The sequence below is a fragment of the Burkholderia sp. BCC1208 genome (assembly GCF_902833095.1).
Lineage (GTDB): Bacteria > Pseudomonadota > Gammaproteobacteria > Burkholderiales > Burkholderiaceae > Burkholderia.
Genome location: NZ_CADFDY010000001.1, coordinates 953137 through 979244 on the forward strand (window position 1 = coordinate 953137; position 26108 = coordinate 979244).

General features: G+C 68.7%; 21 protein-coding genes, 1 tRNA gene, 1 pseudogene and 1 riboswitch. Of the genes and pseudogenes, 16 read left to right on the forward strand and 7 right to left on the reverse strand.

Features of this window, described 5'->3' with window-relative positions; genetic code table 11:
- The first annotated feature begins 3 nt into the window (after positions 1 to 3).
- The gene (locus tag HWX09_RS04330; RefSeq protein ID WP_027783851.1) at positions 4 to 255 is read left to right on the forward strand and encodes a formate dehydrogenase subunit delta; all 252 of its coding nucleotides are present in this window, start codon (positions 4 to 6) and stop codon (positions 253 to 255) included.
- Between the two features lie 8 nt (positions 256 to 263).
- On the opposite strand, the gene HWX09_RS04335 is transcribed toward HWX09_RS04330, so the two are convergent.
- A complete protein-coding gene (locus tag HWX09_RS04335) occupies positions 264 to 1910 on the reverse strand; it encodes an FAD-dependent monooxygenase (protein ID WP_027783850.1) in 1647 nt (548 codons plus the stop codon).
- Positions 1911 to 1968: 58 nt separating this feature from the next.
- On the opposite strand from HWX09_RS04335, the gene HWX09_RS04340 reads away from it, so the two are divergent.
- On the forward strand, positions 1969 to 3876 hold the full coding sequence (locus tag HWX09_RS04340) for a tetratricopeptide repeat protein (RefSeq protein ID WP_027783849.1): 1908 nt from the start codon (positions 1969 to 1971) through the stop codon (positions 3874 to 3876).
- Between the two features lie 81 nt (positions 3877 to 3957).
- On the opposite strand, the gene HWX09_RS04345 is transcribed toward HWX09_RS04340, so the two are convergent.
- Positions 3958 to 5253: an MFS transporter gene (locus tag HWX09_RS04345; protein ID WP_027783848.1), complete on the reverse strand. Its 1296-nt coding sequence runs from the start codon at positions 5251 to 5253 to the stop codon at positions 3958 to 3960.
- 354 nt (positions 5254 to 5607) lie between these two features.
- Here HWX09_RS04345 and HWX09_RS04350 point away from each other — a divergent pair, with 354 nt between their 5' ends.
- Complete coding sequence (locus HWX09_RS04350) at positions 5608 to 6519, forward strand: hypothetical protein (RefSeq protein WP_175888557.1); 912 nt, start codon at positions 5608 to 5610, stop codon at positions 6517 to 6519.
- A 79-nt stretch (positions 6520 to 6598) separates the two neighbouring features.
- On the opposite strand, the gene HWX09_RS04355 is transcribed toward HWX09_RS04350, so the two are convergent.
- Together HWX09_RS04355 and HWX09_RS04360 are read right to left on the reverse strand one after the other, a co-directional pair.
- On the reverse strand, positions 6599 to 7297 hold the full coding sequence (locus HWX09_RS04355; RefSeq protein WP_027783846.1) for a DUF2968 domain-containing protein: 699 nt from the start codon (positions 7295 to 7297) through the stop codon (positions 6599 to 6601).
- Positions 7298 to 7412: 115 nt separating this feature from the next.
- The gene (locus HWX09_RS04360; RefSeq protein WP_027783845.1) at positions 7413 to 8603 is read right to left on the reverse strand and encodes a type 1 glutamine amidotransferase; all 1191 of its coding nucleotides are present in this window, start codon (positions 8601 to 8603) and stop codon (positions 7413 to 7415) included.
- Between the two features lie 269 nt (positions 8604 to 8872).
- On the opposite strand from HWX09_RS04360, the gene HWX09_RS04365 reads away from it, so the two are divergent.
- The 8 genes from HWX09_RS04365 to HWX09_RS04400 all read left to right on the forward strand — a co-directional run bounded on the left by HWX09_RS04365 (position 8873) and on the right by HWX09_RS04400 (position 16886).
- A complete protein-coding gene (locus HWX09_RS04365; protein ID WP_027783844.1) occupies positions 8873 to 9553 on the forward strand; it encodes a GntR family transcriptional regulator in 681 nt (226 codons plus the stop codon).
- 6 nt (positions 9554 to 9559) lie between these two features.
- On the forward strand, positions 9560 to 10936 hold the full coding sequence (locus HWX09_RS04370; RefSeq protein WP_027783843.1) for an amidase: 1377 nt from the start codon (positions 9560 to 9562) through the stop codon (positions 10934 to 10936).
- A gap of 147 nt (positions 10937 to 11083) precedes the next feature.
- On the forward strand, positions 11084 to 11596 hold the full coding sequence (locus HWX09_RS04375) for a disulfide bond formation protein B (RefSeq protein ID WP_027783842.1): 513 nt from the start codon (positions 11084 to 11086) through the stop codon (positions 11594 to 11596).
- Positions 11597 to 12222: 626 nt separating this feature from the next.
- The gene (gene xdhC / locus HWX09_RS04380) at positions 12223 to 13227 is read left to right on the forward strand and encodes a xanthine dehydrogenase accessory protein XdhC (protein ID WP_027783841.1); all 1005 of its coding nucleotides are present in this window, start codon (positions 12223 to 12225) and stop codon (positions 13225 to 13227) included.
- A gap of 18 nt (positions 13228 to 13245) precedes the next feature.
- Positions 13246 to 14271, forward strand: coding sequence for an adenosine deaminase (locus tag HWX09_RS04385; protein WP_027783840.1), 1026 nt, complete (start codon positions 13246 to 13248; stop codon positions 14269 to 14271).
- Between the two features lie 27 nt (positions 14272 to 14298).
- Positions 14299 to 14655, forward strand: a complete 357-nt coding sequence (locus HWX09_RS04390) for a hypothetical protein (protein ID WP_080681322.1) — start codon at positions 14299 to 14301, stop codon at positions 14653 to 14655.
- A complete protein-coding gene (guaD, locus tag HWX09_RS04395) occupies positions 14652 to 15971 on the forward strand; it encodes a guanine deaminase (protein WP_027783839.1) in 1320 nt (439 codons plus the stop codon). The genes HWX09_RS04390 and guaD overlap by 4 nt, the downstream gene beginning before the upstream one ends.
- Positions 15972 to 16097: 126 nt before the next feature.
- A riboswitch (yybP-ykoY riboswitch) is annotated at positions 16098 to 16272 on the forward strand.
- Positions 16273 to 16313: 41 nt separating this feature from the next.
- On the forward strand, positions 16314 to 16886 hold the full coding sequence (locus tag HWX09_RS04400) for a TMEM165/GDT1 family protein (RefSeq protein WP_027783838.1): 573 nt from the start codon (positions 16314 to 16316) through the stop codon (positions 16884 to 16886).
- 54 nt (positions 16887 to 16940) lie between these two features.
- Here HWX09_RS04400 and HWX09_RS04405 read toward each other — a convergent pair whose 3' ends face one another.
- The gene (locus tag HWX09_RS04405) at positions 16941 to 17648 is read right to left on the reverse strand and encodes a DUF4136 domain-containing protein (RefSeq protein WP_027783837.1); all 708 of its coding nucleotides are present in this window, start codon (positions 17646 to 17648) and stop codon (positions 16941 to 16943) included.
- Positions 17649 to 17835: 187 nt separating this feature from the next.
- Between HWX09_RS04405 and pepN the strand changes: the two genes are divergently transcribed.
- From pepN to HWX09_RS04430, 5 genes are all read left to right on the forward strand, one after another.
- On the forward strand, positions 17836 to 20529 hold the full coding sequence (gene pepN / locus HWX09_RS04410; protein WP_027783836.1) for an aminopeptidase N: 2694 nt from the start codon (positions 17836 to 17838) through the stop codon (positions 20527 to 20529).
- A 282-nt stretch (positions 20530 to 20811) separates the two neighbouring features.
- On the forward strand, positions 20812 to 21825 hold the full coding sequence (locus tag HWX09_RS04415; protein WP_027783835.1) for a class 1 fructose-bisphosphatase: 1014 nt from the start codon (positions 20812 to 20814) through the stop codon (positions 21823 to 21825).
- Between the two features lie 203 nt (positions 21826 to 22028).
- Positions 22029 to 22104, forward strand: a tRNA-Thr gene (locus tag HWX09_RS04420).
- 215 nt (positions 22105 to 22319) lie between these two features.
- Positions 22320 to 22664, forward strand: coding sequence for a hypothetical protein (locus HWX09_RS04425; RefSeq protein WP_155257344.1), 345 nt, complete (start codon positions 22320 to 22322; stop codon positions 22662 to 22664).
- A gap of 294 nt (positions 22665 to 22958) precedes the next feature.
- Positions 22959 to 23213: a GlsB/YeaQ/YmgE family stress response membrane protein gene (locus tag HWX09_RS04430; RefSeq protein WP_027783833.1), complete on the forward strand. Its 255-nt coding sequence runs from the start codon at positions 22959 to 22961 to the stop codon at positions 23211 to 23213.
- Between the two features lie 187 nt (positions 23214 to 23400).
- Here the strand turns inward: HWX09_RS04430 and HWX09_RS04435 are convergent.
- Both HWX09_RS04435 and HWX09_RS04440 read right to left on the reverse strand, forming a co-directional pair.
- Positions 23401 to 23691, reverse strand: a pseudogene (locus HWX09_RS04435) (exo-alpha-sialidase); the annotation flags it as partial.
- Positions 23679 to 26042, reverse strand: a complete 2364-nt coding sequence (locus HWX09_RS04440; protein WP_027783831.1) for a TonB-dependent receptor — start codon at positions 26040 to 26042, stop codon at positions 23679 to 23681. The gene HWX09_RS04440 and the pseudogene HWX09_RS04435, both read right to left, overlap by 13 nt.
- Between the last annotated feature and the right edge of the window lie 66 nt (positions 26043 to 26108).

Consider the following 26108-nt stretch of genomic DNA (forward strand, 5'->3'; position numbering starts at 1 on the left):
GCAATGAACAACGACCACCTGATCGACATGGCCAACCAGATCGGCGCATTCTTCGAATCGATGCCCGATCGCGACGAAGCGCTGACCGGAATCGCCGAGCATATCCGGCGCTTCTGGGAACCGCGGATGCGACGCGCGTTTCTCGCCGCGCTCGACGATCCGTCGAGCGAAGCCGGGCAACGCGCGATGCCGATCGTGCGCGATGCGATCGCCGCGCATCGCGCGTCGCTCGTGCCTGCCGCGGCGCCCGCCTGAGCGCGCGGCTACGCGGACACCGACAGGCCCGCGAACCAGCTTTCGCAGTGGCGCAGCAACGCGTTGGCGTCGGTCGCCGTGCGCCCCCGCGCGGCGACATAGCCGTCGGGCCGCAGCAGATAGAACGACGGCCGCGAGCGGCCGTATTCCTGCGCGAGCCCTGCCGCCCCGTCGCCCTCGGCATCGGCGACGCGCCACACGCGCACCGCTTCCGGCATGATCCGTTCGAGCCCCTGCACGAGCACCTGCGCATCGGCCGGGATCGGCGGCACCTCGCCGGCGTCGGTATCCACCGGCTCTTCCAGCAGCAACAGCGTGAAACTCGCCGGATCGTGAAGATCGTATAGCCGCGCCGCGCCGGGCGCCCGACCGAGCGGCCCGTCGAGCACGTGCACGAGCGCATCGGGCGCGCGCTCGCCCGCGCGCGGGCCGCCGTCGAGCACGCGCTCGAGCGTGAGCGGGCTCTTCCGGTACTGCACGCCGAGCTCGCTCACCGTGCGCCGGAGCGCGTCGCGCAGCGGCCCGAACGACGCCAGCAGCGGCACGACATGATCGCGCAGCAGCTTCATCGCACCGCGCTCGGCTTCGACGACCTGCGTGACGAAACCGGTCTGCCGCAACACGTCGCGCTCGATCGGATGGCGCTCCGCGTGATAGGTGTCGAGCAACCGCTCGGGCGCGCCCGCGCCGAGGACGCGCGCGAGCTTCCAGCCGAGGTTGAACGCCTCCTGGATGCCGGTGTTCATGCCCTGCGCGCCGGCCGGGCTGTGGACGTGCGCGGCGTCGCCCGCGAAGAACACGCGGCCATGACGCAGCCGGCCGACCATCCGGCTGTGCAGGTGGAAATAGGACGACCACGCGAGATCGCTTGGCGAGATCGATGCGCCGACGCGCGCACGAATGATCGCATCGCATTCCGCGAGCGACGGCGCCGCTGCGTCGGGCGACGCGTCGCCGCCGGGCGGCCGGTCCGCCACGAGCCGGTAACGGCCGCCTCCCATCGGAAACAGGCCCGCGATTCCGGAGGGCGTCGTGAACAGGTGGATCTCCTCGTCCGGCCAGTCGGGTATCGCCGCGAAATCGGCCAGCAGGAAAGTCTGTTCGAACGCATGCCCGGCAAAGCCGAGGCCGAGGAGATGCCTGACCGTGCTGTGCGCGCCGTCGGCGGCAATCAGGTATGACGGGGTGAACGACTCGTCGCGGCCGTCGGCGCAGCGCAGCGTCACGTCGAGCGACGTGCCGCCCGCGTCGCATGCGGTCAGCGCCGTACCGCGTTCGACGGTCACGCCCATTCCGGCCAGATGTTCGGCGAGCAGCCGCTCGGTGATGCTCTGGTCGAGAAACATCAGATACGGATAGCGCGTTCGCAGCGGATCGAAATCGAGCCGTGCGATCACGCGGCCGTCGGCATGCAGCTCGGCCGCATGCGCGCGATGGCCGAGCGCGAGAAACGGTTCGACCGCACGATGCTGCTCCAGCAGTTCGAGCGTGCGCGCCTGGATGCCGATCGCACGCGAAAACGGCGCCGGCGCGACGAGACGATCGATGATGCGCACCGGCACGCGGGCCCGCGCGAGGCTCATCGCCGCGGCAAGGCCGGTCGGCCCCGCGCCGACGATCAGCACGGGCGGGATATCGGACAGTGTGTCAGCCATGAGACCCTCGATGACACGCGACTCTGCAAGTCTACGCCGCTCCGCGTCACGGGGCCATATGCCAACCGGCCGATCCGCGACCCCGCCGCGCGGTGTGGGAAAATACGCGCTTTCCGCTCGTTTTCGCGTCATGGATTCCGTATTCGACCAGGCATACGCCGCACACCGCGCGGGTCGCCTCGCCGAGGCCGAGCACGGCTATCGCAACGCGCTCGCCTCCAACCCCGCCGACGCCGACGCGCTGCACCTGTTCGGCGTGCTGCGGCATCAGCAGGGCCAGCACGCCGAGGCAGCCGATCTCGTCGGCCGCGCCGTCGCATTGCGTCCGAACGATGCCGCGCTGCAGCTCAATCTCGGCAACGCGCTGAAAGCGCTCGGCCGGCTCGACGAAGCGATCGACCGCTTTCGCAACGCGCTGACGCTTGCACCCGAATTTCCGCTCGCGCACTACAACCTCGGCAACGCCTATGCGGCGGTGCAGCGTCACGACGATGCGATCGACGCTTTCGGCCGCGCGCTGCGGCTCACGCCCGACGACGCATCGATCCACAACAATCTCGGCAACGCGCTGAACGCGCTCGGCCGCCACGACGACGCGCTCGCCGCGTTCGGTCGCGCGCTCGAGCTCCGGCCCGGGCATGCGGGCGCGCACAACAACCTCGGGATGGCACTGAGCGCGATGGGCCGCGCCGACGATGCGATCGCGCACTTCCAGGCCGCGATCGCCGCGCAGCCGCGGTTCGTCGCCGCGCATTTCAATCTCGGCAACACGTTCGATGCGGTCGGCCGGCATGCCGAGGCGGCCGCGGCATTCGAAGCCGCGCTCGCGCTGCACCCGCCGTTTCCGCTCGCGCTGTTCGGGCTCGCGAACGCACTCTGCGCGCAGGCGCGCCACCGCGACGCGCTGCCGTACTACGAACGCGCCGTCGGGCTCGATCCGTCGTTCGGGCTCGCATGGCTGAATCTCGGCAACGCGCATCACGCGCTCGGCGCGCACGAGATGGCGCTGCGCGCATTCGACCAGGCGCTGCGCGTCGCGCCCGATCTCACGCTCGCGCGGCTGCATCGCGCGGTCACGCTGCTGACGCTGCGCGACTTCGCGCGCGGCCTGCCCGCCTACGAAGCGCGCCACGAGACGCCCGGCGCGACGCCGCTCGGCGCGCTGCCGCGCTGGCAGGGCGAGCCGATTGCGGCGCGTACGCTGCTGATCCGCGCGGAACAGGGGTTCGGCGACACGCTGCAGTTCGTCCGCTTCGTGCCGCTGGCCCGCGCCCGCTGCGCGCGCGTCGTGCTCGAAGTCCAGCCGGAACTCGTCGCGCTGCTGACGCCGGCCGCGTCGCGCTGGCGCGTGACGCTCGTCGCGCAAGGCGCCGCGAAGCTGCCTGCCGCGGACGTCGCCTGCACGCTGATGAGCCTGCCGTTCCTGCTCGGGCTTCAACCGGAAGACATCGTCGGCTCGCGCTACCTCGATGCGCCCGACGGCGCCGGGCGGCGCTTTCGCGGCTCGCTCGGCGGGCAGTCGAAGCGCAAGTTCGGCCTGGCGTGGTCGGGGCGCCGGCAGGCACAGGAAAACCGCTCGATGCCGTTCGACGCGCTCGCGCCGCTGCTCGCGCTGCCGGACATCGACTGGATCGTGCTGCAGCCCGCGCTGGACGATGACGAACGGGCGCGCGTCGACGCGCATCCGCGCGTGCATCGTCTCGACGGCCGGCTGAACGACTTTGCCGATACGGCCGCGCTGATCGAGCGGCTCGACGGCGTCGTCACAATCGACACGGCTGTCGCGCACCTCGCGGGCGCACTCGGCAAGCCGCTGTGGGTCATGCTGCCGTTCGCACCCGACTGGCGCTGGTTCACCGGCGGCGACTGCCCGTGGTATGCGCAGGCCAGGATCGCCCGCCAGCCTGCGCCGGGCGCATGGCCCGACGTGGCGGCCGCGGTGGCCGACATGCTGCGCGAGGCATGACCGCAAACGAAGAAGGGAGCGCATTGCGCCCCCTTCTTCGATGCGACGCGCGGCCGACGCCGCGCGACATCCCGGCCGCCGTTAGGCCGACTTGTACTGGTTGCGCGCGTCGGCGGTGCGGTAGAGCACGAGCGTCGCGATCAAGCCGCAGATCGCGGCCACACTCAACCACAGCCCCGGCGCCGCCTTGTTGCCCGTCTGGTGGATCAGCAGCGTCGAGATCGCCGGCGTGAAGCCGCCGATCGTCGTTGCCAGGCTGTATGCGAGCGAGAAGCCGGCCGTACGCACGTCGACCGGCATCACTTCGGTCAGCGCGACGACCATCGCCCCGTTGTACGACGCGTACAGGAACGACAGCCACAGCTCGACCGCGAGCAGCCGCAGGAACGACGGATCGCCGACGAGCCACAGCACGGCCGGGTAAGCCGACAGCAGCGTCAGCACGGTGAACGCGATCAGCACCGGGCGGCGGCCGATGCGATCGGACAGCGCACCGGACAGCGGCAGCCACACGAGGTTCGAGATCCCGACACAGACGGTCACGACAAGCGCGTCGAGCGACGACAGGTGCAGCACTTCCTTGCCGAAGGTCGGCGTGTAGGCGGTAATCATGTAGAACGACACCGTCGTCATGATCACCATCCCCATGCCGGCCACCACGACACCCCAGTTGTCGAGCATCGAGCGCATGATCTCGCCCATCGTCGGGCGATGGCGCTTCGCGAGAAATTCGTCGGTCTCCTTCAGCGAACGGCGGATCAGGAACAGGAACGGCACGATCAGGCAGCCGATGAGGAACGGAATGCGCCAGCCCCACGCGGTCATTTCCTCGACCGGCAGCGCGCGGTTCAGCACGACGCCGACGAACGCGGCGAACACGACGGCCACCTGCTGGCTGCCCGACTGCCACGACGTATAGAACCCCTTGTGGCCCTTCGTCGCGATCTCCGACAGATAGACCGACACGCCGCCGAGTTCGACGCCCGCCGAGAAGCCTTGCAACAACCGGCCGAGCAGCACGAGCACCGGCGCGAGCACGCCGATCGTCGCATAGCCCGGTATCGCGGCCACCGTGAGCGTGCCGATCGCCATCAGCCCGAGCGTCAGGATCAGCCCCTTGCGGCGGCCGTGATGGTCGATATACGCGCCGAGCACGATCGCACCGACCGGCCGCATCAGGAAGCCCGCGCCGAATACCGACAGCGACAGCATCAGCGACGCGAAGGCGTTGCCGCTCGGAAAGTACGTTTTCGCGATGGCCGACGCGTAATACCCGTAGACCATGAAGTCGTACATTTCCAGGAAGTTGCCGCTGACGACCCGGAAGACGGTGCGGACTTTCGATTCCTGCGCGATGGCAGGGGACGCGGTGGACATGTTTTCTCGCTCAGCTCGGATGGCGCGAATACCGCGCCGCATGAATCCGACGATGCACGACGCGCCGGGTCGGGCCGGCGCGCACGGACATCGCTGCCCGCCGGCGGCACGGCGCGTAACGGCGCGCCACCGGCATGATTCGTGAATCATGCCACGCCAGGCCGACATTTGCCTTGTGGCGCCCTGTCATGGCCGTCGCGGTATCCGCCTCGTACACGTCGCCCCGCAATGGGCACAAGAATCAGATCAATCTGATCGACCTGCGTTCGCCTGCTGACCACAATGTCACGATTTGCGACGACATTTCCTCGCCGCTCCGGCACGGTCACCCGTGTCGCACGGCGGCCCCCCTTCATGACCCCATCGCCCCTCGTCCCGGTCGAAGGCGCGCTCGCCCGCCCACGCGCCACTCCGCTCGATCACATCCCGCCGTTCGGCCGCGAATGGCGATTCCCCGGTGCGCCCGGCGCACGGCCCGGCAGGAACTGCCTCGCGACACTGACCACGTCCTGCATCGATGTCGACCGGCCACACCGCACGTGCCAATGGCAACCACTGCCCGCGGCGGCATCGCTGCCGGCTTCGGCCGGGGTGGCTGTCACGCCGGCCGCGGCGGCCGCCCGTCGCGTGCCGGATCCCGCGCGCCGCCCTCGCGACCGGCGCGCGATGTACGCCGTCTGCTGGAGCATCGGCGCGCTCGGCATCATTGGCTGGCTGATCGGCGCGTACGCTCCGCCTGTGGGTCGCGGTCCTGCGTACGCGCTTCAAGCGTCCGGCGGCGCGGCACAACCTGCTACGTCGACGCACGTCATGCCGCAGCGCAACGTGGCGACACCTGTCGCGAACACGGTTGGATCGCCGCCAGCCACGCATCGCGTCGCGCTTCGCCCGGCGCCGCGCCACCTGCGAGCGACGGCCGACGTACGGCACGCCCCCCCTGCCTCGCCACGTCGAGCAACCAGCCAACGCACGACGAAGGCACCGCCCCGCACACCGGTCGTGCCGCGGCTCGCCGCCCATCCGCCGATCCAGCGCGGCGCGATCCACGCCGGCACACGCGATCGGCTCGCTCCGCCGCCGCGCATGGCAGACACCCGCGATACCCGCGCCTCGCTCGACGATCCGGCCACGTTGATTGCCATGACAAACGCGCTGCGCGCCACGCAGCCGGCGCGCCCGGCGTCCCCGCCCGCGGCCGGTTTCGACTGGACGTCGCAACTGTCGCACCGTCGCGTGACCGACGTGCCGGAAGCGGTCCCGCACTGACGCACGCGCAAATAAAAAACCCGGCGAAGATCGCTTCGCCGGGTTTGCGCTCGTCTCGCTGCGTCCGTTCGACGAATCGTTACTTGTGCGCGGGCAGCCCCGTCTCGGTCTGCTTCTCGAGTTGCCGCACCTGCTCCTGCAGATCGCGCAACTGCAACTGCGCGGCCCGCTTCTCGACCTGCAGCGCCTGGGCCTGCTCCTGCGCCGACTTCTGCCGCTGCGTGACTTCGGCCTGCTGGCTGCGCGCGACGCTCAAGTCGGCCTGCAACTGCTGCGCCCGATTCGCCTGCAGCGCGATCACGCGTTCGAGAAATGCCTTCTGCGCCTGCAGCTCGGTCCGGCGGATCTCGATATCGGCGAGCTGCGCCGTCTGCTGGACGAAGTTCGCGTACACCATCTCCGCGCGATTCTTTTCCTGCGAACGGATCACGCGCCACAGATTCTTGTCCTGGAACAGCGCGACGTAGTACGTCATCTCGCGCGGATCGAACATCAGGCTCGCGCCGTAGCTGCCGTTGTAGGTCGTGCGCATCTCGACGATCCGGCCGTCGTGCAGCATCTGCGTCAGCTCGGCGACGTTGCCTTGCGCGGCGGCGTCCGTCGCGGCCGTGGCCGATGCCGCCGGCGACGCGCCGCCGCTCAGGCTCGTGACCGCCGGACGCGTACCGGCGGCAGGTGCGGTCGCATCGTCGGACCAGGCCGCGCCCGCTTGCGCGCAGGCAGCCAGTGCAACGATCCACGTTGCGCATCGTGCAGGGGAAAAGTTTCGGAAAGCCAACGTCAGACTCCGGCGAACGAATCGGAACTCGCGATTATCGTTCAAAACGAAACGGCCGCATCTCGAATTAATCGGGATGCGGCCGGCCTTCGTGCGACGCGAAAAATACAGCGTGCTACAGACGCGTTTCGCGCGCCGCGCGCAGGAACGCGTCGAGCAGCGGCGTGCAGTCGAGCAGTTCCGAGCCGCCCGCGCGATGGAACTCCGGATGCCACTGCACGCCGACGACGAACGGCGAACGCCGGTGGCGAATGCCTTCGATGATCCCGTCGCCGGCCGACACGGCCTCGATGTTCAGATCGCGGCCGAGATCGCGAATCGCCTGGTGGTGTATCGAGTTGACGATCGCTTCGCTGCGCCCCGGGAACATGCTCGCGAGCGTCGACGAGTCGGGGAAGCGGATCGCGTGACGATGCTGGTCGTAATGCTCGCTCACGTGCGCGTTCGCGGTCGGCACGTCGGTGGCGATGTCCTGGTACAGCGAGCCGCCGAACGCGACGTTGATCAGTTGGCAGCCGCGACACACGCCGAGCACGGGTTTGCCGGACTCGACGAATTCGTGCAGCAGTTCGAGCTCGTACATGTCGCGCACGCGATCGCCCGGCCATTCGGGGCGCGCATCCGACGCCGCGTAGGTCTGCGGCGACACGTCGGCGCCGCCTTGCAGCAGCAGGCCGTCGAGATGCTTCGCGTAGTCGCGCAGGCGAATGTTGCTCGGATGGATCATGCCTTGATGGCCGACGGTCGGAATCATGAACACGAGCACGTCGCGCGACATCACCCAGTGGGCGATCGATTCCTCGAGATACTGCAGCGTCTTGCCGCGCAGCCCCTTCGCGCCGGGCTCCGGATGGAAGATCCGCGCCGACACGCCGATGCGCAGCGTGCGCTGCGTGATCCGCTGGCCGGCGCGGTCGAACAGCCGCCGCGCGCGCGCCGCGACGATCCGGCCGAACACCGACCACGGCGTGTCGCTCTGTTTCAGATAGGCCGGCGGCGCATTCTGCGCGTTCGCGGGCGGCGGCCGCGGCGTGTCGAAATCGGGCGGTGCGCCGAATCCGGGCGGCGGCACGCCTGGCTTCGGCGGCACGGCCGCGGCAGCGCCGTCACCGACGGCGCCCGCCGCACCGGGCGCACCCGGCTCGGATGCGGCCGTGACGGGCGACGCGCCGTCGTCGGCGACATTCTCCGCGGCGGCCTGCGTGGCCGGCGCATCGGGCGTTTTCGCCGGATCGGGACGGGGGGAATCGGAAGAAGCGGAAGAGGTGCCGGGCAGACCGGCCGGGGAAGGCGTGTTTTCGCTCATGACGATGGTCTGATGCGTCGCTCGCGCGTAGGGATAGACGAGGATTCATTATGCTTCAGTGCACGATCGCGCGGCAAACCTGCAACATCCTGTCGATATTGTTGCAAGTCGGTGGCAAGTCGCGCGGGGAGCGGCCGAGTCGCGAGCCGGCCTCGCATCGACCATACTGGACGCCACTGATATATCACAATAATATCCAGAGATCGCCCACGCTTCCCGAGCATCCGCACCATGATCGCGCCCCTTCCGGCCCCGGCCGCGCCGCCCGCATGAGTACGCTGACCGACGTCACCCGCGATCGCCCCACCGCGTCTCCGGCCAGCCTCGCCGACCGCGCGTACGCGCTGATCCAGCGCGACATCATCACGATGCGCCTGAAGCCGGGCGCCGCGCTCAACGAAGCCGATCTCGTCGCACGTACGGGGATCGGCCGCACGCCGGTGCATCAGGCCGTGCATCGGCTCGTGCTCGAAGGGTTGCTGTCCGTGATGCCGCGCAAGGGCTTGATGGTGCAGCCGCTGTCGCTCGACGACATCGTCGCGGTGATCGACGTGCGGCGCATCAACGAAGCCCACTGCGCCGAATTGGCCGCGCGCCATGCGACGCCCGACGATCTCGCGCGCCTGGCCGCGCTGCTCGACGACGGGCAGGCCTGCGTCGATACGCACGACGTCGAGGGCATGATGGAGCTCGACCGCGCGTTTCATCAGACGATCGCCGCGGCCGCGCGCAACGCGGTGCTCGCCGACATCCTGCGCGCGTTGCACGAGCGTTCGTTGCGCTTCTGGTTCGTCACGCTGTCCGAACCGCACCATCTCGCCGACGTCCAGCACGAGCACCGCGCGCTGTTCGATCGGCTGTCCGCACGCGACGCCGCCGGCGCGCGCGCAGCCGTCGAACGCCATATCGATTCGTTCCGCTCCACGCTTCTTCAACATCTTCGCCCCTGAGCCGCCATGACCACTTTCACGCCGTTCCCCCCGCTCGCCCAGCTCGCCGCCGACCTCGCCGCCGGCCGGACCACGAGCCGCGCGCTCGTCGACACCGCGCTCGACCGGATCGCCGATCCGTCGGGCCAGGGCGCCGTCGTCTTCACCGAAGTCGATGCGGACAACGCACGCGCGGCCGCCGACGCACACGACCGGCTGCGCGCCGCGGGCACCGTGCTGTCGCCGCTCGCGGGCATTCCCGTATCGGTCAAGGATCTGTTCGACGTCGCGGGCCAGGTCACGCGCGCGGGTTCGCGCGTACTCGACGACGCGCCGGCCGCGCGCACCGATGCGGTCGCGGTCGCCCGGCTCAAGCGCGCGGGTGCGGTGCTGGTCGGCCGCACCAACATGAGCGAGTTCGCGTTCTCGGGGCTCGGGCTGAATCCGCACTTCGGCAACCCGCGCTCGCCGTACCACCGCGACGTGCCGGGCGATGCGCGGATTTCGGGCGGCTCGTCGTCGGGTGCGGCCGCATCGGTCGCCGACGGGATGGCGGCGGTCGCGCTCGGCACCGACACCGGCGGCTCGATCCGCATTCCGGCCGCGCTGTGCGGGCTGACGGGCTTCAAGCCGACCGCGAGCCGAATCCCGACGCAAGGCGCCGTGCCGCTGTCGACGACGCTCGACTCGTTCGGCCCGATCGGCCTGACGGTCGCGTGCTGCGCGCTCGTCGACCGGATGCTCGCGGGGCTCGAGCCGCACGTGCCGGCCGCCCGGCCGCTCGAAGGCGTGCGGCTCGGCGTGCTGACGAACTACGTGACGGACGGCGTCGATGCCGACGTCGCGGCCGCGCTCGACACCGCGCTCAAGCATCTCGAAGCCGCCGGCGCGATCGTCACCGAAGTGCGCTTCCCCGCGCTCGACCGGCTGCCGGAGATCAACCGTTTCGGCTTCTCGCCGATCGAAGCGTACGCATGGCATCGCCCGCTGCTCGCCACGCATCGCGACCAGTACGACCCGCGCGTGCTGACGCGGATCATGAAGGGCGAGCCCGCGACGGCGGCCGACTATCTCGACCTACTCGCCGCCCGCGCCGCGATGCTCGACGAAGCCGCGCACACGGTCTGGTCGCGCTTCGATGCGCTCGTCGCGCCGACGGTGCCGGTGGTGCCGCCGCGCATCGCCGAACTCGAAACGGACGACGACGCGTTCACGCGCACCAACGCGCTGATCCTGCGCAACCCGAGCGCGTTCAACTTCCTCGATGCGTGCGGGCTGTCGCTGCCGTGCCATCCGCGCGACGCGGCGCCGGTCGGCCTGATGCTCGCGGCGGCGCCGCATCGCGACGACGCGCTGCTTGCGATCGGCCAGTCGGTCGAGGCCGTGCTGAACACGATCCGCTGACCTCGCCAGCCGAGGGCAGGCCGATCGCAGGCGGCCCGCGCGCGGTGCGGCAGGCTGCCGCACGCGCGCCGTCAGTTTCGTGCCAGATCATTCGCGCTAAAATCGCCCGATTGTTTTCCGGACCGACCGACGAGGAACCCCGCCGACATGAACGACTACACGCTTGCGCTACGCCGCGAACGCCGCCTGCTGATGCTGCTCGGATGGGTGTGCATCGCCCTGCTGGCCGGCGCGCTGTACCTGCAGTACGCGAAGAACGAAGACCCGTGCCCGCTGTGCATCATCCAGCGCTACTTCTTCTGCGCGATCGGGATCTTCGCGTTCCTGGCCACGGGAATCCGCAGCTGGCGCGGCGTCTGGGCGCTCGAACTGCTGATCGCGCTCGCCGCGGCCGGCGGTGTCGGCACGGCCGCGCGGCACCTGTCGATCCAGATGAATCCGGGCTTCAGTTGCGGCTTCGACACGCTGCAGCCGATCGTCGACAGCCTGCCGCCCGCGCAGTGGTTCCCCGGCATGTTCAAGGTCGCCGGGCTGTGCGAGACCGTCTACCCGCCGATCTTCGGCATCCTGCTGCCCGGCTGGGCGCTGATCGGCTTCGCCGCGATCCTGATCGCGGCCATCGCGAGCCTCTGGCGCCATCGCCGCAAGCTCGCGAGCTGACCGGGCGGCCGTTTTGCCGGCCCACGATCCGCGCGGCCCGACCGAGTGGGCCGCGCGCAGCCGGCGAGTCGCCACCCGGCCGCGGCCGACGCCTGCACCGGCCCTGCTCGCTCATCGCGCGTAAACACTTACTCCGCCGCCGCCCCGATTTCCGGGCCGGCATGCGTCGCGCGATCGCCGCGCCCCCGCCCCGTCACGCGTGCGTTTCGGCCCGACGTGCATGCGTCGGTGCCCCGATCCCGCGCGGCCGGCCTATGATCGACATGATCGCCGCCTGATAGCCCGGATCACCGCCCGGCCATGTTCCCGCCGCGTGGCGATGCTATCTTCGGGACTGGATGGCGATCTACGTGCGCGAGGCCAGGCGGTCTCACCGCTCCCTGCGTAACGCGCGCCCGATCCGCAATGTCGACTGGATTCATCATGACAACGCAAACCATCCGCATCCGTCACCCTCATGGCGTCCGCGCGTCCGGCGGCGCCGTTCGCGCACGCCGTCAGTGCCCTGCCGTCGCACCGCATCGGCCGTGCAGCCGGCCTGCCCCGCTCCCGTCCGCCCTCGTTGCCGCCGCGCCCGCCAGCCCGCGCCGCGTGTCGTGCCGCGTCGTCCCGAACGGAGCGTGCTGATGGAAGCCTGGCTCGGCGATCTGCAGCAACTGCTCGCGCACGGCGAAGCGGCCGTGCTCGTGACGGTCGCGCACACCGACGGCTCCGCGCCGCGCGAAGCCGGCACCAAGATGTTGGTCACGCGCGACACGGCACGCCATACGATCGGCGGCGGTCATCTGGAATGGAAGGCGATCGAGATCGCGCGGCACCTGCTGAAGGACGGCGCGCACGTGCCGCACGCACGCCGGCTCGAGCGGCTCGCGCTCGGCCCGAGTCTCGGCCAGTGCTGCGGCGGCGCCGTGGTGCTCGCGTTCGAGCGGCTCGACGTCGGCGATCTCGGCTGGATCATGTCGCTCGCGAAGCGCGTCGCGGCCGGCGCCGCGACCGTCCGTAGCGTATCATTCGGCCCCTCGCCGGGCGCGCCGCTGTTGAGCGAGCCCGAATCGGAAGCCGCGCGCGCCGACTGCCTGCTGTGGGAAACCGGCGGCGTATCGCTGATGACCGAAACGATCGCGCCGTATGCGTTCCCCGTCATGCTGTTCGGCGCGGGACACATCGGCACCGCGCTCGTGAAGGTGCTGGCGACGCTGCCGTGCCAGGTACGCTGGATCGACGGGCCCGATGCGGCGTTCCCGCCGGCCGACGCGCTCGCCGGCATCGGGAACCTCGCGATCGACGCGGCCGCTTCCCCGGCGGACGCGGTCGAAGCAGCGCCGCCGCAGTCCTACTTCGTCGTGATGACGCACGACCACGCACTCGATTTCGTGCTGGCCGAGCGCATCCTGCGACGCGGCGACTATGCATACTTCGGAATGACCGGCTCGCACACGAAACGCGTGCAGTTCGATCATCGCCTCGCCGCGATCGGCATCGACCCGGCCCAGGTCGCGCGGATGCGCTGCCCGATCGGCGTCGAAGGCATCGTCGACAAGGCGCCCGAAGTGATCGCGATCTCGGTGGCCGCGCAGTTGCTGCAGGCCGTCGAGGCGAATACGTCCGCGCAGGCTTCCCCTACCTACTGACCGACCAAGAACGACGCCATGACCCCGACATTCAAGGACAAGATTGCCCGCGCGCCGAAAGCGGAGCTGCACATCCATATCGAAGGCTCGCTCGAGCCCGAACTGATCTTCGCGCTCGCGCAGCGCAACGGCGTGAAGCTCGCCTACGATTCGATCGATGCGCTGCGCGCCGCGTACGCGTTCACCGACCTGCAATCGTTCCTCGACATCTACTACGCCGGCGCGAGCGTGCTGCTGACCGAGCAGGATTTCCACGACATGACGGCCGCGTACTGCGAACGCGCGCTCGCCGACAACGTCGTCCACACCGAACTGTTCTTCGACCCGCAGACGCACACCGAGCGCGGCGTGCCGATCGAGACGGTCGTCGCGGGCATCGAGCGCGCAGTCGCCGACGCCGAACGACGCGGGCTGTCGAGCAAATTGATCCTCTGCTTCCTGCGCCACCTGTCCGAAGAAGACGCGCTCGCGACGTTCGAATCCGCATTGCCGCTGTTCGAACGCTATCGTCATCGCCTGATCGGCGTGGGTCTCGATTCGTCCGAACTCGGCCATCCGCCGACGAAGTTCGCACGCGTGTTCGAGAAGGCGCGCGCGCTCGGCCTGAAGCTCGTCGCGCACGCCGGCGAGGAAGGCCCGCCCGCGTACATTTACGAAGCGCTCGACGTGCTGAAGGTCGACCGGGTCGATCACGGCGTGCGCAGCATCGAGGATGCGGCGCTCGTCGAACGCCTCGCGAAAACGCGCACGGCGCTCACCGTCTGCCCGCTGTCGAACCTGAAGCTGTGCGTGTTCGACGACATGGCGAAGCACACGCTGAAGGCACTGCTCGACCGCGGCGTGGCGGTGACGATCAACTCCGACGATCCGGCCTATTTCGGCGGCTACGTCAATGAAAACTACTTCGCGACGGCCGAAGGGCTGCAACTCACGGATGCCGAAGTCCACGCGGTGATCCGCAACGGCTTCGAGGCCTCGTTCATCGAACCGGCGCAGCGCGACGCACTGTACGCGCGCCTCGATGCGTACTGGCAGGCCGCGTGACGGCCCGCATCGAGGAACGCTAGACAGATGAAACACGGCAACGGCATCCGCATCGCGATCACCGGTTCGGCCCGGCGCCGGGCCGGCCGCCTGCTTGCATGCGGAGCGACGGCTCGGCGCGCCGCCGCACGCACGCGCCGGCCGTCGCGGCTTGCCGTGCCGTTCGCCGCCGCGCCGGTTGCCGGCGCAACGGTCGCAACGGTCGCGAGGTGCGCGGGCAACCACTCGCTGGCGGCTTCGGCCGCCACGTTCGCCCGCGCCGTCGCTTCCGGCCGTGCCGCACGTCGCGTGCCGCCTCCGCTCGCGAAGCACCGTCCCGCCGCGATGCGGCGTCGATCGCTTTCTTCTGTTCGCCTTACCTTGATGCAGGACCCTTCGTCATGACGCAAACCGCTTTCCGTTCCCAACTGCTGACCTTCAACGGCGACCCGGCGCAATCGAGCCAGGCCGCGAACTACGAGACCGACGGGCTCCTGATCGTCGACGACGGCAAGGTCGTCGCGGCCGGCCCGTATGCGCCGCTCGCCGCGACGCTCGCGCGCGACGCGGTGGTCCACGACCTGCGCGACAAGCTGATCGTGCCCGGCTTCATCGACACGCACATCCACTATCCGCAGACGGACATGATCGCGTCGCCGGCGCCGGGCCTGTTGCCGTGGCTCGACAAATACACGTTCCCGACCGAGCGCCGGTTCGGCGACCCCGAGCATGCACGCGAAGTCGCCGAGTTCTTCGTCGACGAACTGCTCGCGTGCGGCACGACGAGCGCGCTCGTCTACTGCACGGTGCACAAGCAGTCGGCCGACGCGCTGTTCGCGGCGAGCGACGCACGCGACCTGCGGATGATCGCGGGCAAGGTGCTGATGGACCGCAACTGCCCCGAATTCCTGCGCGACACCGCGCAATCGGGTTACGACGACAGCGCCGAGCTGATCGACCGCTGGCACGGCAAGGGCCGCCAGATGTACGCGCTCACGCCGCGCTTCGCGCCGACGTCGACCGAGGCGCAGCTCGAGGCGTGCAGCGAACTCGCGCGCCGCCATCCGGACGTGTTCGTGCAGAGCCACGTCGCGGAAAACGTCGACGAGGTGAAATGGGTGGCCGAACTGTTCCCCGGCCACCGCAGCTATCTCGACATCTACGACCGCTACGGGCTGCTGCGTCCGCGCGCGGTGTACGGCCACTGCATCCACCTCGACGACGAGGATCGCCGCCGGATGGCCGAGACGCGCACCGTCGTCGCGCACTGCCCGACGTCGAACTTCTTCCTCGGCAGCGGGCTGTTCGATTTCGACAAGGCCGGCGAATACGACGTGCCCGTCACGCTCGCGACCGACGTCGGCGGCGGCACGTCGTTCTCGATGCTGCAGACGATGAACGAGGCGCACAAGGTCGCGCGGCTGTCGGGCCATCACCTGAGCGCCACGCGGATGTTCTGGCTCGCGACGGCCGGCGCCGCGCAGGCGCTCGACCTCGCGGACACGGTCGGCACGCTCCAGCCGCGCACCGAAGCCGACTTCGTCGTGCTCGACCCGCAGGCGACGCCGCTGCTCGCGCGCCGCACGAAGCGCGCGGAGTCGCTCGAGGAGCTGCTGTTCGCGTTCGCGCTGCTCGGCGACGACCGCGCGGTGTACCGCACCTATGCGGCCGGCGAACTCGTGCACGAGCGCGGCGCCGCTCGCCGCCCAGCCGCCGCGTAACGCCCCGCCGGTACTCCGTTCCGGCAGCGCGGATCCGATTGCCGCGCATGCCGGCAATCGGATCCGCTGCGGCCCGCCGCACGGCGGCCGGGCCGCTTTCCCGCGTGCAATGCGCCGTGCTAGAATTCGCCGCTCATTGGGGAGTAGCCGCTCCGCTCGATGTCCCGCGCCACCGGCGCGCATCGTGACGGAGGCGTCCGTCAACAGACTTGGCCGTTCGGCCATGGCGGACGCAGCCACGTTGGCCTGGCGAGACCGATGGTTCACAGTGCGCCGCATCAGGGCCCGGCGCGCCGTGGATCGTCGCTCGCACGTACAACAACGGCCCGTGGAATCCCATCCGTGTCTCAAGCCTTCCTGATCTCCACCGGCGCCGTCGCCCTCGCTGAAATCGGCGACAAGACCCAACTGCTTTCCCTCGTTCTGGCCGCGCGCTATCGCAAGCCGGTACCGATCATTCTCGGCGTGCTCGTCGCGACGCTCGTGAATCACGGGTTCGCCGGCGCGCTCGGCGAATGGCTGGGCGTACTCGTCACGCCGTCGATCATGCGCTGGGCACTCGCGTTCTCGTTCATCGCGATGGGGCTGTGGATTCTCGTACCGGACAAGCTCGACGAGAACGAAGCCAATGCGACCCGCTCGCGGCTCGGCGTGTTCGGCGCGACGCTCGTCGCGTTCTTCCTCGCGGAAATGGGCGACAAGACGCAGATCGCGACCGTTGCGCTGGCCGCGCGCTTCCAGGATTACATCGGCGTGGTGGCCGGCACGACGTTCGGAATGATGCTCGCGAACGTGCCGGCGATCCTGCTCGGCGACCGCTTCGCGCACCGTCTGCCGACGAAGCTCGTACACGGGATCGCGGCCGTGCTGTTCGTCGTGCTCGGCGCGCTGGCGCTGCTGGGTATCGGGGTCTGACGGAAAGGCAGATAGCCGGCGCGGCCGGGCGGCCGCGCCGAGACGAATGCAGCGTTACTTCGCGACGGTCGGGCCCGACGAGGGCGCCGCCGGCACCGCGCGTTCATTGGCAGCCGGCGCCGCCGGCCCGCCGCGCTTGTCGACCGGCAGCCGGACCGAGCGAACCGCCCCGTTCGACAACGGGAAATCGGCGAGCGCGCTGCGCGCGAGGAACGGCATCGCGTACAGCAGCGTGCCGTTGTCGCCGGTCGTGCGCGCGGACACGTTGTAGACCTCCTTGCCCGTCGCGCGCTCGGTGATGCGAATGCCGAGCATGTAGTCGAACACCTGGTACGTCTGCGCGACATAACCGGCCGGCATCGGCCCCCAGGGCCCCCACGGGCCCCAGGGGCTCCACGGCCCGCGCCGCCAGTACGGCCCGGGCGCGAACCACGGATCGTAGTAGACCGGCTGCGGCACCGTCACGAGATCGCTGCCGACCGCGTAGGTCAGCCCGACGAGATAGCGTGCCTGCGACTGCGGCACCTGCCGGAACGCATATGCGGACAACTCGTTCGCGACGATCGGCTCGTAGGTCGACTGCTCGATGCTGTTCTTCTGCGCATCCGTACGCGTGAACGCATAGGTGCGTGTCGCGTCGCTGCCGCTCCAGTCGGAGAAGGCCGTGACCTGGGTGGTCACGTAGCTGGTGCAGCCGGTCAGCAGCGCGACGCACAGCGCCGCCGCCCAGCGCGCCCTGCCCAAAATCCATTCGCGTTTCATGTCGATCCTCGTCGATCCGTCACCCGTTCGTCGCACCGCGCGAACCACAACGGGATGTCGATAATACGCGGACTCCCGAAAGCGGTAAAAAGTTCGCCCGACACGCAGCCGCCAGCCTTTGTACAATGGCCCGGTTCGCCTGGCCCGCGCGACGGGCCCGTCCCCCACTCCACCGATCTCGACGACCATGTCCGACAACGCCTCCTCCACCGTGATCCGCCGCGCCGACTACACGCCGCCGGCCTTCCTCATCGATTCCGTCGCACTCGAATTCGATCTCGCGCCGGCCCGCACGATCGTCAGGAATACGATGCGCGTGCGCCGCAATCCGGATGCCGCGCCCGCGCCGCACCTGGAACTGATGGGCGAGGCGCTCGAATTCCTCGGCGCGCGGCTGGATGGCGCACCGCACGGCGCGGTGCGCGCGCACGAACATGGCCTGACGGTCGAGAACGTGCCCGAGGCATTCGAGCTGACGCTCGAAAGCGCATGCGCGCCCGATCAGAATACGACGCTGTCGGGCCTGTACGTGTCGAGCGGCAACTTCTTCACGCAATGCGAAGCCGAAGGCTTTCGCCGCATCACCTACTTCCTCGACCGCCCCGACGTGATGGCGTCGTACACCGTCACGCTGCGTGCCGACAAGGCCGCATACCCGGTGCTGCTGTCGAACGGCAACCTCGTCGATTCGGGCGACCTGCCCGACGGCCGCCACTTCGCGAAATGGGAAGACCCGTTCCGCAAGCCGAGCTACCTGTTCGCGCTGGTCGCAGGCAAGCTCGTCGCGATCGAGGAAACGATCACGACCGGCTCCGGCAAGGAAAAGCTGCTGCAGGTGTGGGTCGAACCGGCCGATCTCGACAAGACGCGTCATGCGATGGATTCGCTGATCCACTCGATCCGCTGGGATGAAAAGCGCTTCGGCCTCGAGCTCGATCTCGACCGCTTCATGATCGTCGCGGTCGGCGATTTCAACATGGGCGCGATGGAAAACAAGGGGCTCAACATCTTCAACACGAAGTACGTGCTGGCGAACCCCGAGACCGCGACCGACACCGATTTCGCGAACATCGAGTCGGTGGTCGGCCACGAGTACTTCCACAACTGGACCGGCAACCGCGTGACCTGCCGCGACTGGTTCCAGCTGAGCCTGAAGGAAGGCCTGACGGTGTTCCGCGACCAGGAATTCTCGGCCGACATGGCCGCGGGCGACGACGTCGAATCGGCGGCCCGCGCGGTGAAGCGCATCGAGGACGTGCGCGTGCTGCGCCAGTTGCAGTTCGCCGAGGACGCGGGCCCGATGGCGCACCCGGTGCGCCCGGAGAGCTACGTCGAGATCAACAACTTCTACACGATGACGGTCTACGAGAAAGGCTCGGAAGTCGTGCGGATGTACCAGACGCTGTTCGGCCGCGACGGCTTCCGCAAGGGAATGGATCTCTACTTCAAGCGCCACGACGGCCACGCGGTGACCTGCGACGACTTCCGTCACGCGATGGCCGACGCGAACGGGCGCGACCTCGCGCAGTTCGAGCGCTGGTACAGCCAGGCCGGCACGCCGCGCGTGTCGGTGCGCACCGCGTACGACGCGGCCGCACGCCGCTATACGGTCACCCTCGCGCAAGGCTACGGCGACGCGTCGCCGGCCGCGCGCGAAACGCAGCAGGGGCCGCTCCTGATCCCGTTCGCGATCGGCCTGATCGGCCGCGACGGCCGCGACCTGCCGCTGCGTCTCGACGGCGAAGCCGCCGCATCGGGCACGACGCGCGTGCTCGATTTCACCGATACCGAACAGACCTTCACGTTCGTCGACGTGCCGGAAGCGCCGCTGCCGTCGCTGCTGCGCAACTTCTCGTCGCCGGTGATCGTCGAGTACGACTACAGCGACGACGATCTCGCATTCCTGCTCGCGCACGACAGCGATCCGTTCAACCGCTGGGAGGCCGGCCAGCGCCTCGCGACGCGCGCGCTGCTGACGCTCGCCGCGCGTGCCGCCGCCGACGCGCCGCTCGCGCTCGGCGAGAACTTCGTCGCCGCGTTCCGCCGCGTGCTGACCGATGAAAGCCTGTCGCCGGCATTCCGCGAACTCGCGCTGACGCTGCCGTCGGAAACCTATCTCGCCGACCAGATGGCCGAGGCCGACCCGGCCGCCGTGCATCGCGCGCGCCAGTTCGTGCGCCGCCAGCTCGCGAGCGCGCTGCGCGCCGACTGGCTCGCCGCGTACGAACAGCACCAGACGCCCGGCGCCTACGAGCCGACGCCGGAGGCCTCGGGCCGCCGCGCGCTGAAGAACCTCGCGCTCGCGTATCTCGCCGAACTCGACGATCCGGCCGATGCCGTACGCCTCGCCACGGCCCAGTACGACGCGGCGAACAACATGACCGATCGCGCGGCCGCGCTCGGCGCCCTGCTGTCCGCGGCCGCCGCAGGCGCGAACGGGCCGGCCGAGCATGCGCTCGACGACTTCTACCGCCGCTTCGAGAAGGAAGCGCTCGTGATCGACAAGTGGTTCGCGATGCAGGCGGCGCAGCGCGGCACACCCGCGCAGCCGACGCTCGCGAAGGTGCGCAAGCTGCTCGCGCACCCCGCGTTCAACCTGAAGAACCCGAACCGCGCGCGCTCGCTGATCTTCAGCTTCTGCGGGGCCAACCCCGCGCAATTCCACGCGGCGGACGGTTCGGGCTACGCGTTCTGGGCCGAACAGGTGCTCGCGCTCGACGCGATCAACCCGCAGGTCGCGGCACGCCTCGCGCGCTCGCTCGAACTGTGGCGCCGCTTCACGCCGACGCTGCGCGACCGGATGCGCGAAGCGCTCGAACAAGTCGCCGCCGGTGCGAAATCGCGTGACGTGCGCGAGATCGTCGAGAAGGCGCTCGCGTAAGCCACGCGATCGACGCTGTCGCGTCCGCGCGATCGAGCCCGCGCCGCCCGACGCGGCGCCGGCTTTTTTATTGCGCGAGCGCGGCTGAAGCCACGCGCAATCGCGGGGTCGGACCGCGCAGTGTGCCTGCACCGTACTGCGCGCCCGGCCTTCGCCGCCGCCCGACATCGGCCCGATTCGGCGGCCCGGCCATGTAACCGGACGAAAAAAGCCGGTGGCTACGGAGGCTCGACGGGTAAAATTGCGGCCATTCAAGGATTCTTTGGCCTTTCGGAGTCTGTCATGTCCATTGCCCGCCGCACCACGCTGTCGAAGTTCCTGATCGAACAGCAACGTGAGACCAACAACCTCCCCGCCGACCTGCGCCTGCTGATCGAAGTCGTCGCCCGCGCGTGCAAGGCGATCAGCTACAACGTGTCGAAGGGCGCGCTCGGCGAGGCGCTCGGCACCGCCGGCAGCGAGAACGTCCAGGGCGAAGTGCAGAAGAAGCTCGACATCCTGTCGAACGAAATCCTGCTCGACGCGAACGAATGGGGCGGCAACCTCGCCGCGATGGCGTCGGAAGAAATGGAAACGTTCTTCCCGATCCCGGCGAACTACCCGCGCGGCGAATACCTGCTCGTGTTCGATCCGCTCGACGGGTCGTCGAACATCGACGTGAACGTATCGATCGGCACGATCTTCTCGGTGCTGCGCTGCCCGGACGGCAAGCAGGCGACCGAAGAATCGTTCCTGCAGCCCGGAACGGAGCAGGTCGCGGCCGGCTACGCCGTCTATGGCCCGCAGACGGTGTTCGTGCTGACGACCGGCAACGGCGTGAACTGCTTCACGCTCGACCGCGAAGTCGGCTCGTGGGTGCTCACGCAGAGCAACATGCAGATCCCGGCCGACACGCGCGAATACGCGATCAACGCATCGAACGCCCGCCACTGGTACGACCCGGTCAAGCGCTACGTCGACGAGCTGAACGCCGGCAAGGACGGCCCGCGCGGCGACAACTTCAACATGCGCTGGATCGCGTCGATGGTGGCCGACGTGCACCGGATCCTGAATCGCGGCGGCATCTTCATGTACCCGGCCGACAAGCGCACGCCCGATCGTCCGGGCAAGCTGCGCCTGATGTACGAAGCGAACCCGATGTCGTTCATCGTCGAACAGGCGGGCGGCGCCGCGACGACCGGCACGCAGCGCATCATGGAAGTGCAGCCGACCGGCCTGCACCAGCGCGTGCCCGTGTTCCTCGGCTCGAAGAACGAAGTCGAGCGCGTGACCGGCTATCACGGCGAAGCAAAATAATCGCACTGCAGCACTGGACGGAGGTGCGAGACATCAGTACAATCGCGCCTTCGCGATGTGGCCCTAAGGGGTCGCGTCACAGTGAAGTGAAAGCGGAAAATCCGCCGGATCGGTTTCGCGAAGCAGCCGCAGCAAGCTGAAAAAATTTCGCAAAACCTATTGCCAAGATCGCGGATTTCACCATATAATTTCATTTCTCTGCTGCCGGTGTAGCTCAGTTGGTAGAGCAGCGCATTCGTAATGCGAAGGTCGTAGGTTCGACTCCTATCTCCGGCACCAAGACATAAAGGTCTGACAAGCATCGCTTGTCAGACCTTTTCTCTTTTCCGGCGCCGAAATCCTGAAGTCGTTCGCTGACGCACTGCCCCATCACGCCGTGCATGACCTTCGCGTACACGTCGGCAACCGCCCGCGCATGTTGCTTTGCTCGTCACCGGTCCGTTGCGGTGGCCGTTATCCGTGCAACCTCGCCGACACATCGGCACGACATTTCTATGCCCTCGACGACCACCGGTCGATCGAATCGCCGCTCCCGATGTGCAGCGGCACGGGCCTGCGGCGGTCAAGGTGAAGATGGCCGGCGGCTCGACCTCGACGGCGCACCCAACGGCTCCCTCTATCTCGTGCCCGGCCGCTGGCACGACGCACACACCAACAACGTGGTCGGCACGGTCGATCTCCCGCTCCATCCGTACACCTTGACCGAAGTCCATCTTTCAGGATACCAAATGATGATCCACATCGGATACGACCCGCTCTACACCGAGTTGGGCCACACGATGCTCCGGATCGGCGAAGCGCTGCGTCGTGCTCCCTCGCCCGTTTCGCACCGCTGTTGATCGACGCGATCTGCGACGCCGCGCGACCGATTGCCGACCTAGCCGACAGACTTCAGCGTCGGCCAATTCTTACAAATCCATTTCGCCAAGCGTCGAGCGCGCACGAATCGTGCTGTACGCAGACAAATCCCCTGGAAAATCTGCTTAAGGGTGCATAACATTACTTAACGATCCTGACCCGTCTATCGCGTTACATTGCGTGGGCCGCGCGGCGGTCGCAGCGGCTTTCAACCCGATTGCGGCGTGCGGCAACCGACGCCGGTCATTTCGACTCAACCCAAGGAGAGGACCACCATGACTCATGGCTTGATTATGTGGCTCATCATCGGCGCGATCGCCGGCTGGCTTGCCGGCTTGCTCGTGAAGGGCGGCGGCTTCGGGCTGATCGTCGACATCATCGTCGGGATCGTCGGCGCAGTGATCGGCGGCTGGCTTGCCGGAGTGCTCGGCATCAGCATCGGCAGCGGCTTCATCGGCTCGGTGATCGTCGCGGTCATCGGCGCGGTGATCCTGCTGTTCGTGATCCGGCTATTCAGGCGAGCGGCCTGACGTTTCTCTCCACGCGCCTTCGGGCGCGGTTTCGCATCGGGCCGGCGCGCGGCCGGTTCGCCGCGCGCCGCCGGCTCCGTCAGCGCTTCGCGTGCCGCAACCAGCCGTCGAGCACGTCGGCCGTCGGCAATTCGCTGTGCGCTTTGCGCACACCGTCGCGCCCGATCCACACGGGGTGCGACATCTCCCCTCTCCATCCCGCATCGAGCGGCGTCGACCACGACACGTATCCCGCGCGCCCGTCCGGGCTCGTCGCGCGCTTCGGGCGAGTTTCGGCGCTCGTGTAGATCGGCTCCGGCAGCGCGTTGACGGCGACGGGCGGGGACAGCGTGCTCCCCGCGTTGTCGGAATGCGCGACGACGACATGCGCGCCGCCGCCCCATGCGCCCCACGCCCGGTGCCGCGCATCGAACGCGGCGCCGGGCGCATCGTGCGCGCCGGCGGGCGACAGCGCCGCGAGCGATTTCACAGCGACCATTTCAGTTCTCCATAGAACGTGCGGCCCGGATACGGGTGGAACGTGTAGTAGCGGCGGTCCGTCAGGTTGTCGATGCCGGCCGACGCGCTCCAGTGACGATCGAAGCGGTAGCGCGCCTTCAGATCGACGACCGTAAACGAACTCGTGCCGCCGTAGACGTCCGGATTCACGTCGCTGTTGTCGAGCGTGTTGAACTGGCGGCCCGAATAGCGCACGCCGACGCTCGCGAGCCAGTGCTCGTCGAAGCGATACGACGCGAGCAGGTTCGCGCGCATGCGCGGAATGCGCGGGAAGCGCGAACCGACGTAGGCCGGGTTCGCGGCGTCGGCGAGGATCTGCGCATTGCTCGCCGATACGTTCGCATCGACATTGAGCCCGCGCAGCCCGACGTTCTCGCCGCTGAACGCGAGTTCGACGCCGCGTACGCGTACCCGGTCGACGTTCGAGATATTGGTGACGGTCGTCGCGCCCGACACCGTCGTCTGGCTGTAGATCGAATCGCGCAGGTCGCTCTGGAACACGCTGGCGCGCACGACGCCGACGCCCACGTCGCGCTCGGCGGTGAAATCCCAGTCGATTGCCTTTTCCGGCCGCAGGTTCGGGTCGTTGTTGACGATCGCGTTGTTCGAAATCGTGCCCTGGAACAGTTCGCCAACCGTCGGGAATCGCGTGCCGGTCGCGAACGACAGCCGGAAGCGCCAGACTTCCGTCGCGTCCCACTGCAGCGCGACTTTCGGCGACAGCGCATTCGCGCCGCGGTCCGCATAGCCGAGCGTGCCGTTCGCATTGCCGAGCGCGCCGCCGTACGCATCCCAGCGCTCGTAGCGCAGCCCGAGCGTCGCGAGCCAGCCCGGCGCGAAGCGCCACGCGTCCTGCCCGAACAGCGCCTGCGTGCGCGTGTCGCCGCGATAGACGCTCGCGAGCGACGTGGTCGGCCCGGCGAGCCACTCGGCCGTGTTGTACGTGACGTTGCGCAGGAAGTAGTTGTCGTAGTGATAGCCGAACGTGAACGCATGCCCCCTCACTTCGGGCGCCTCGGCCTTCAGGTCGAACGTGCGCCAGCCGGTGCCGTCGCCCTGGAACAGCGTGCCCGCCCCGCCCTGCACGGTCGAGGCCGCGCGCAGCACGTCGCGCGAGACGTCGTATGCGGACACGACGCCCGACAGCCGCCAGCCGGAGTCGAGCCGGCCGTTCAGCCCGAGCGCATACAGCCAGTTCTCCTGGTCGCCGCGCTGCGGCGCGAACGCATTCGGCGCGACGGTCATGTTCCGGCCGCCGATCGACACGTTGCCGCCGTAGACCGGATTGCCGGCGGCATTGCGCAGGAAGGTCTCGCCGTGCTGCCGGTAATGGTTCTCCCAATGACCGAGCGTCAGCGTCGCATCGACATGATCGGTGAACGCATAGCCCATCCGGACCGTCTCGTTGAGCTGCTCGGTCCGCTCGATCGTCTGCGCGCCGACGATCGTCCGCGGCTTGCCGTTGGGTCCGATGTCGGTCGCCGCGCCCGTCACGGGCACGGAGGCGCCCAGTTTCGGGTTGTAGGCCGAATTGGGGCTCGCGTACTGCATCGGCTGGCCGTCGTTCTCCAGCCGGTCGAGCGACAACGCGAACCAGAACCGGCCGACACGGTTCGCGATTCGCGCGGTCTGGTGATTGCCGCCGAAGCTGTCCGCGAACCCGTAGCCGTCGTGGTAGCGCTGCGTAAAGAACTGCGTCGACAGCGACGCCTCGAGCTGTTCCGGGCGGCGCGTGGTGAGCAGCACGGTCGAGCCGATCGCGTTGCCCGGATACAGCGCGGAAAAGGGGCCATAGAGCACGTCGACGCGCGCGATATCGTCGGGCGGAATCAGCGACCAGCGCGGCGGGTACGCATAGCTCGACCCGAGCAGGTTCGACAGCAGCACGCCGTCGGCATAGACGAGCCCGCGCGCACTCTGCAATTCGTTGAAATCGCGGCCCGCGAATACGCTGTTGCGGTCGCCGATGTAGCGCTTGCGGACCATCAGATTCGGCGCGTACTTCAGCGCGTCCTCGGTGGTGACGTTGGTGTGCGCATCGATCTGCTCGCGCGTGATCGACGTGACGACGGCGGGCGTATCCGGGTCGACCGGTTGCCGTTGCGCGGTCACGCTGACGGCGGTCAGCGTATCGCCGGCCGGTGCGGCCGATGCAGCGACGCCAGCGGCAGCCGGCGCGGCGCTGGCGGGACGATCGACGCCGCCACTGCGGGCGGCCTCGGCGCGCCCATCATCCGTTGAAGCCGCGTGAGCGGCCGACCATGCGAAAGCGCCCGCGCATGCGAGCGCGAGCCGGCCGCGCGACGGTCGCGCGGCAAAGGTAGACGACATGAGGGAGTTCCTGAAAACGTGATCGGGCGCCGCCGGACACAGGCGTGCGAGTCGCGCACGAACGGC

Excerpts from the sequence above, each read along its gene's own strand:
- HWX09_RS04330 (WP_027783851.1), top strand. The coding sequence starts at position 4 with ATGAACAACGACCACCTGATCGACATGGCCAACCAGATCGGCGCATTC.
- HWX09_RS04335 (WP_027783850.1), bottom strand. The coding sequence starts at position 1,910 with ATGGCTGACACACTGTCCGATATCCCGCCCGTGCTGATCGTCGGCGCG.
- HWX09_RS04340 (WP_027783849.1), top strand. The coding sequence starts at position 1,969 with ATGCCAACCGGCCGATCCGCGACCCCGCCGCGCGGTGTGGGAAAATAC.
- HWX09_RS04345 (WP_027783848.1), bottom strand. The coding sequence starts at position 5,253 with ATGTCCACCGCGTCCCCTGCCATCGCGCAGGAATCGAAAGTCCGCACC.
- HWX09_RS04350 (WP_175888557.1), top strand. The coding sequence starts at position 5,608 with ATGACCCCATCGCCCCTCGTCCCGGTCGAAGGCGCGCTCGCCCGCCCA.
- HWX09_RS04360 (WP_027783845.1), bottom strand. The coding sequence starts at position 8,603 with ATGAGCGAAAACACGCCTTCCCCGGCCGGTCTGCCCGGCACCTCTTCC.
- HWX09_RS04365 (WP_027783844.1), top strand. The coding sequence starts at position 8,873 with ATGAGTACGCTGACCGACGTCACCCGCGATCGCCCCACCGCGTCTCCG.
- HWX09_RS04370 (WP_027783843.1), top strand. The coding sequence starts at position 9,560 with ATGACCACTTTCACGCCGTTCCCCCCGCTCGCCCAGCTCGCCGCCGAC.
- HWX09_RS04375 (WP_027783842.1), top strand. The coding sequence starts at position 11,084 with ATGAACGACTACACGCTTGCGCTACGCCGCGAACGCCGCCTGCTGATG.
- xdhC (WP_027783841.1), top strand. The coding sequence starts at position 12,223 with ATGGAAGCCTGGCTCGGCGATCTGCAGCAACTGCTCGCGCACGGCGAA.
- HWX09_RS04385 (WP_027783840.1), top strand. The coding sequence starts at position 13,246 with ATGACCCCGACATTCAAGGACAAGATTGCCCGCGCGCCGAAAGCGGAG.
- HWX09_RS04390 (WP_080681322.1), top strand. The coding sequence starts at position 14,299 with ATGAAACACGGCAACGGCATCCGCATCGCGATCACCGGTTCGGCCCGG.
- guaD (WP_027783839.1), top strand. The coding sequence starts at position 14,652 with ATGACGCAAACCGCTTTCCGTTCCCAACTGCTGACCTTCAACGGCGAC.
- HWX09_RS04405 (WP_027783837.1), bottom strand. The coding sequence starts at position 17,648 with ATGAAACGCGAATGGATTTTGGGCAGGGCGCGCTGGGCGGCGGCGCTG.
- pepN (WP_027783836.1), top strand. The coding sequence starts at position 17,836 with ATGTCCGACAACGCCTCCTCCACCGTGATCCGCCGCGCCGACTACACG.
- HWX09_RS04415 (WP_027783835.1), top strand. The coding sequence starts at position 20,812 with ATGTCCATTGCCCGCCGCACCACGCTGTCGAAGTTCCTGATCGAACAG.
- HWX09_RS04425 (WP_155257344.1), top strand. The coding sequence starts at position 22,320 with ATGCCCTCGACGACCACCGGTCGATCGAATCGCCGCTCCCGATGTGCA.
- HWX09_RS04430 (WP_027783833.1), top strand. The coding sequence starts at position 22,959 with ATGACTCATGGCTTGATTATGTGGCTCATCATCGGCGCGATCGCCGGC.
- HWX09_RS04440 (WP_027783831.1), bottom strand. The coding sequence starts at position 26,042 with ATGTCGTCTACCTTTGCCGCGCGACCGTCGCGCGGCCGGCTCGCGCTC.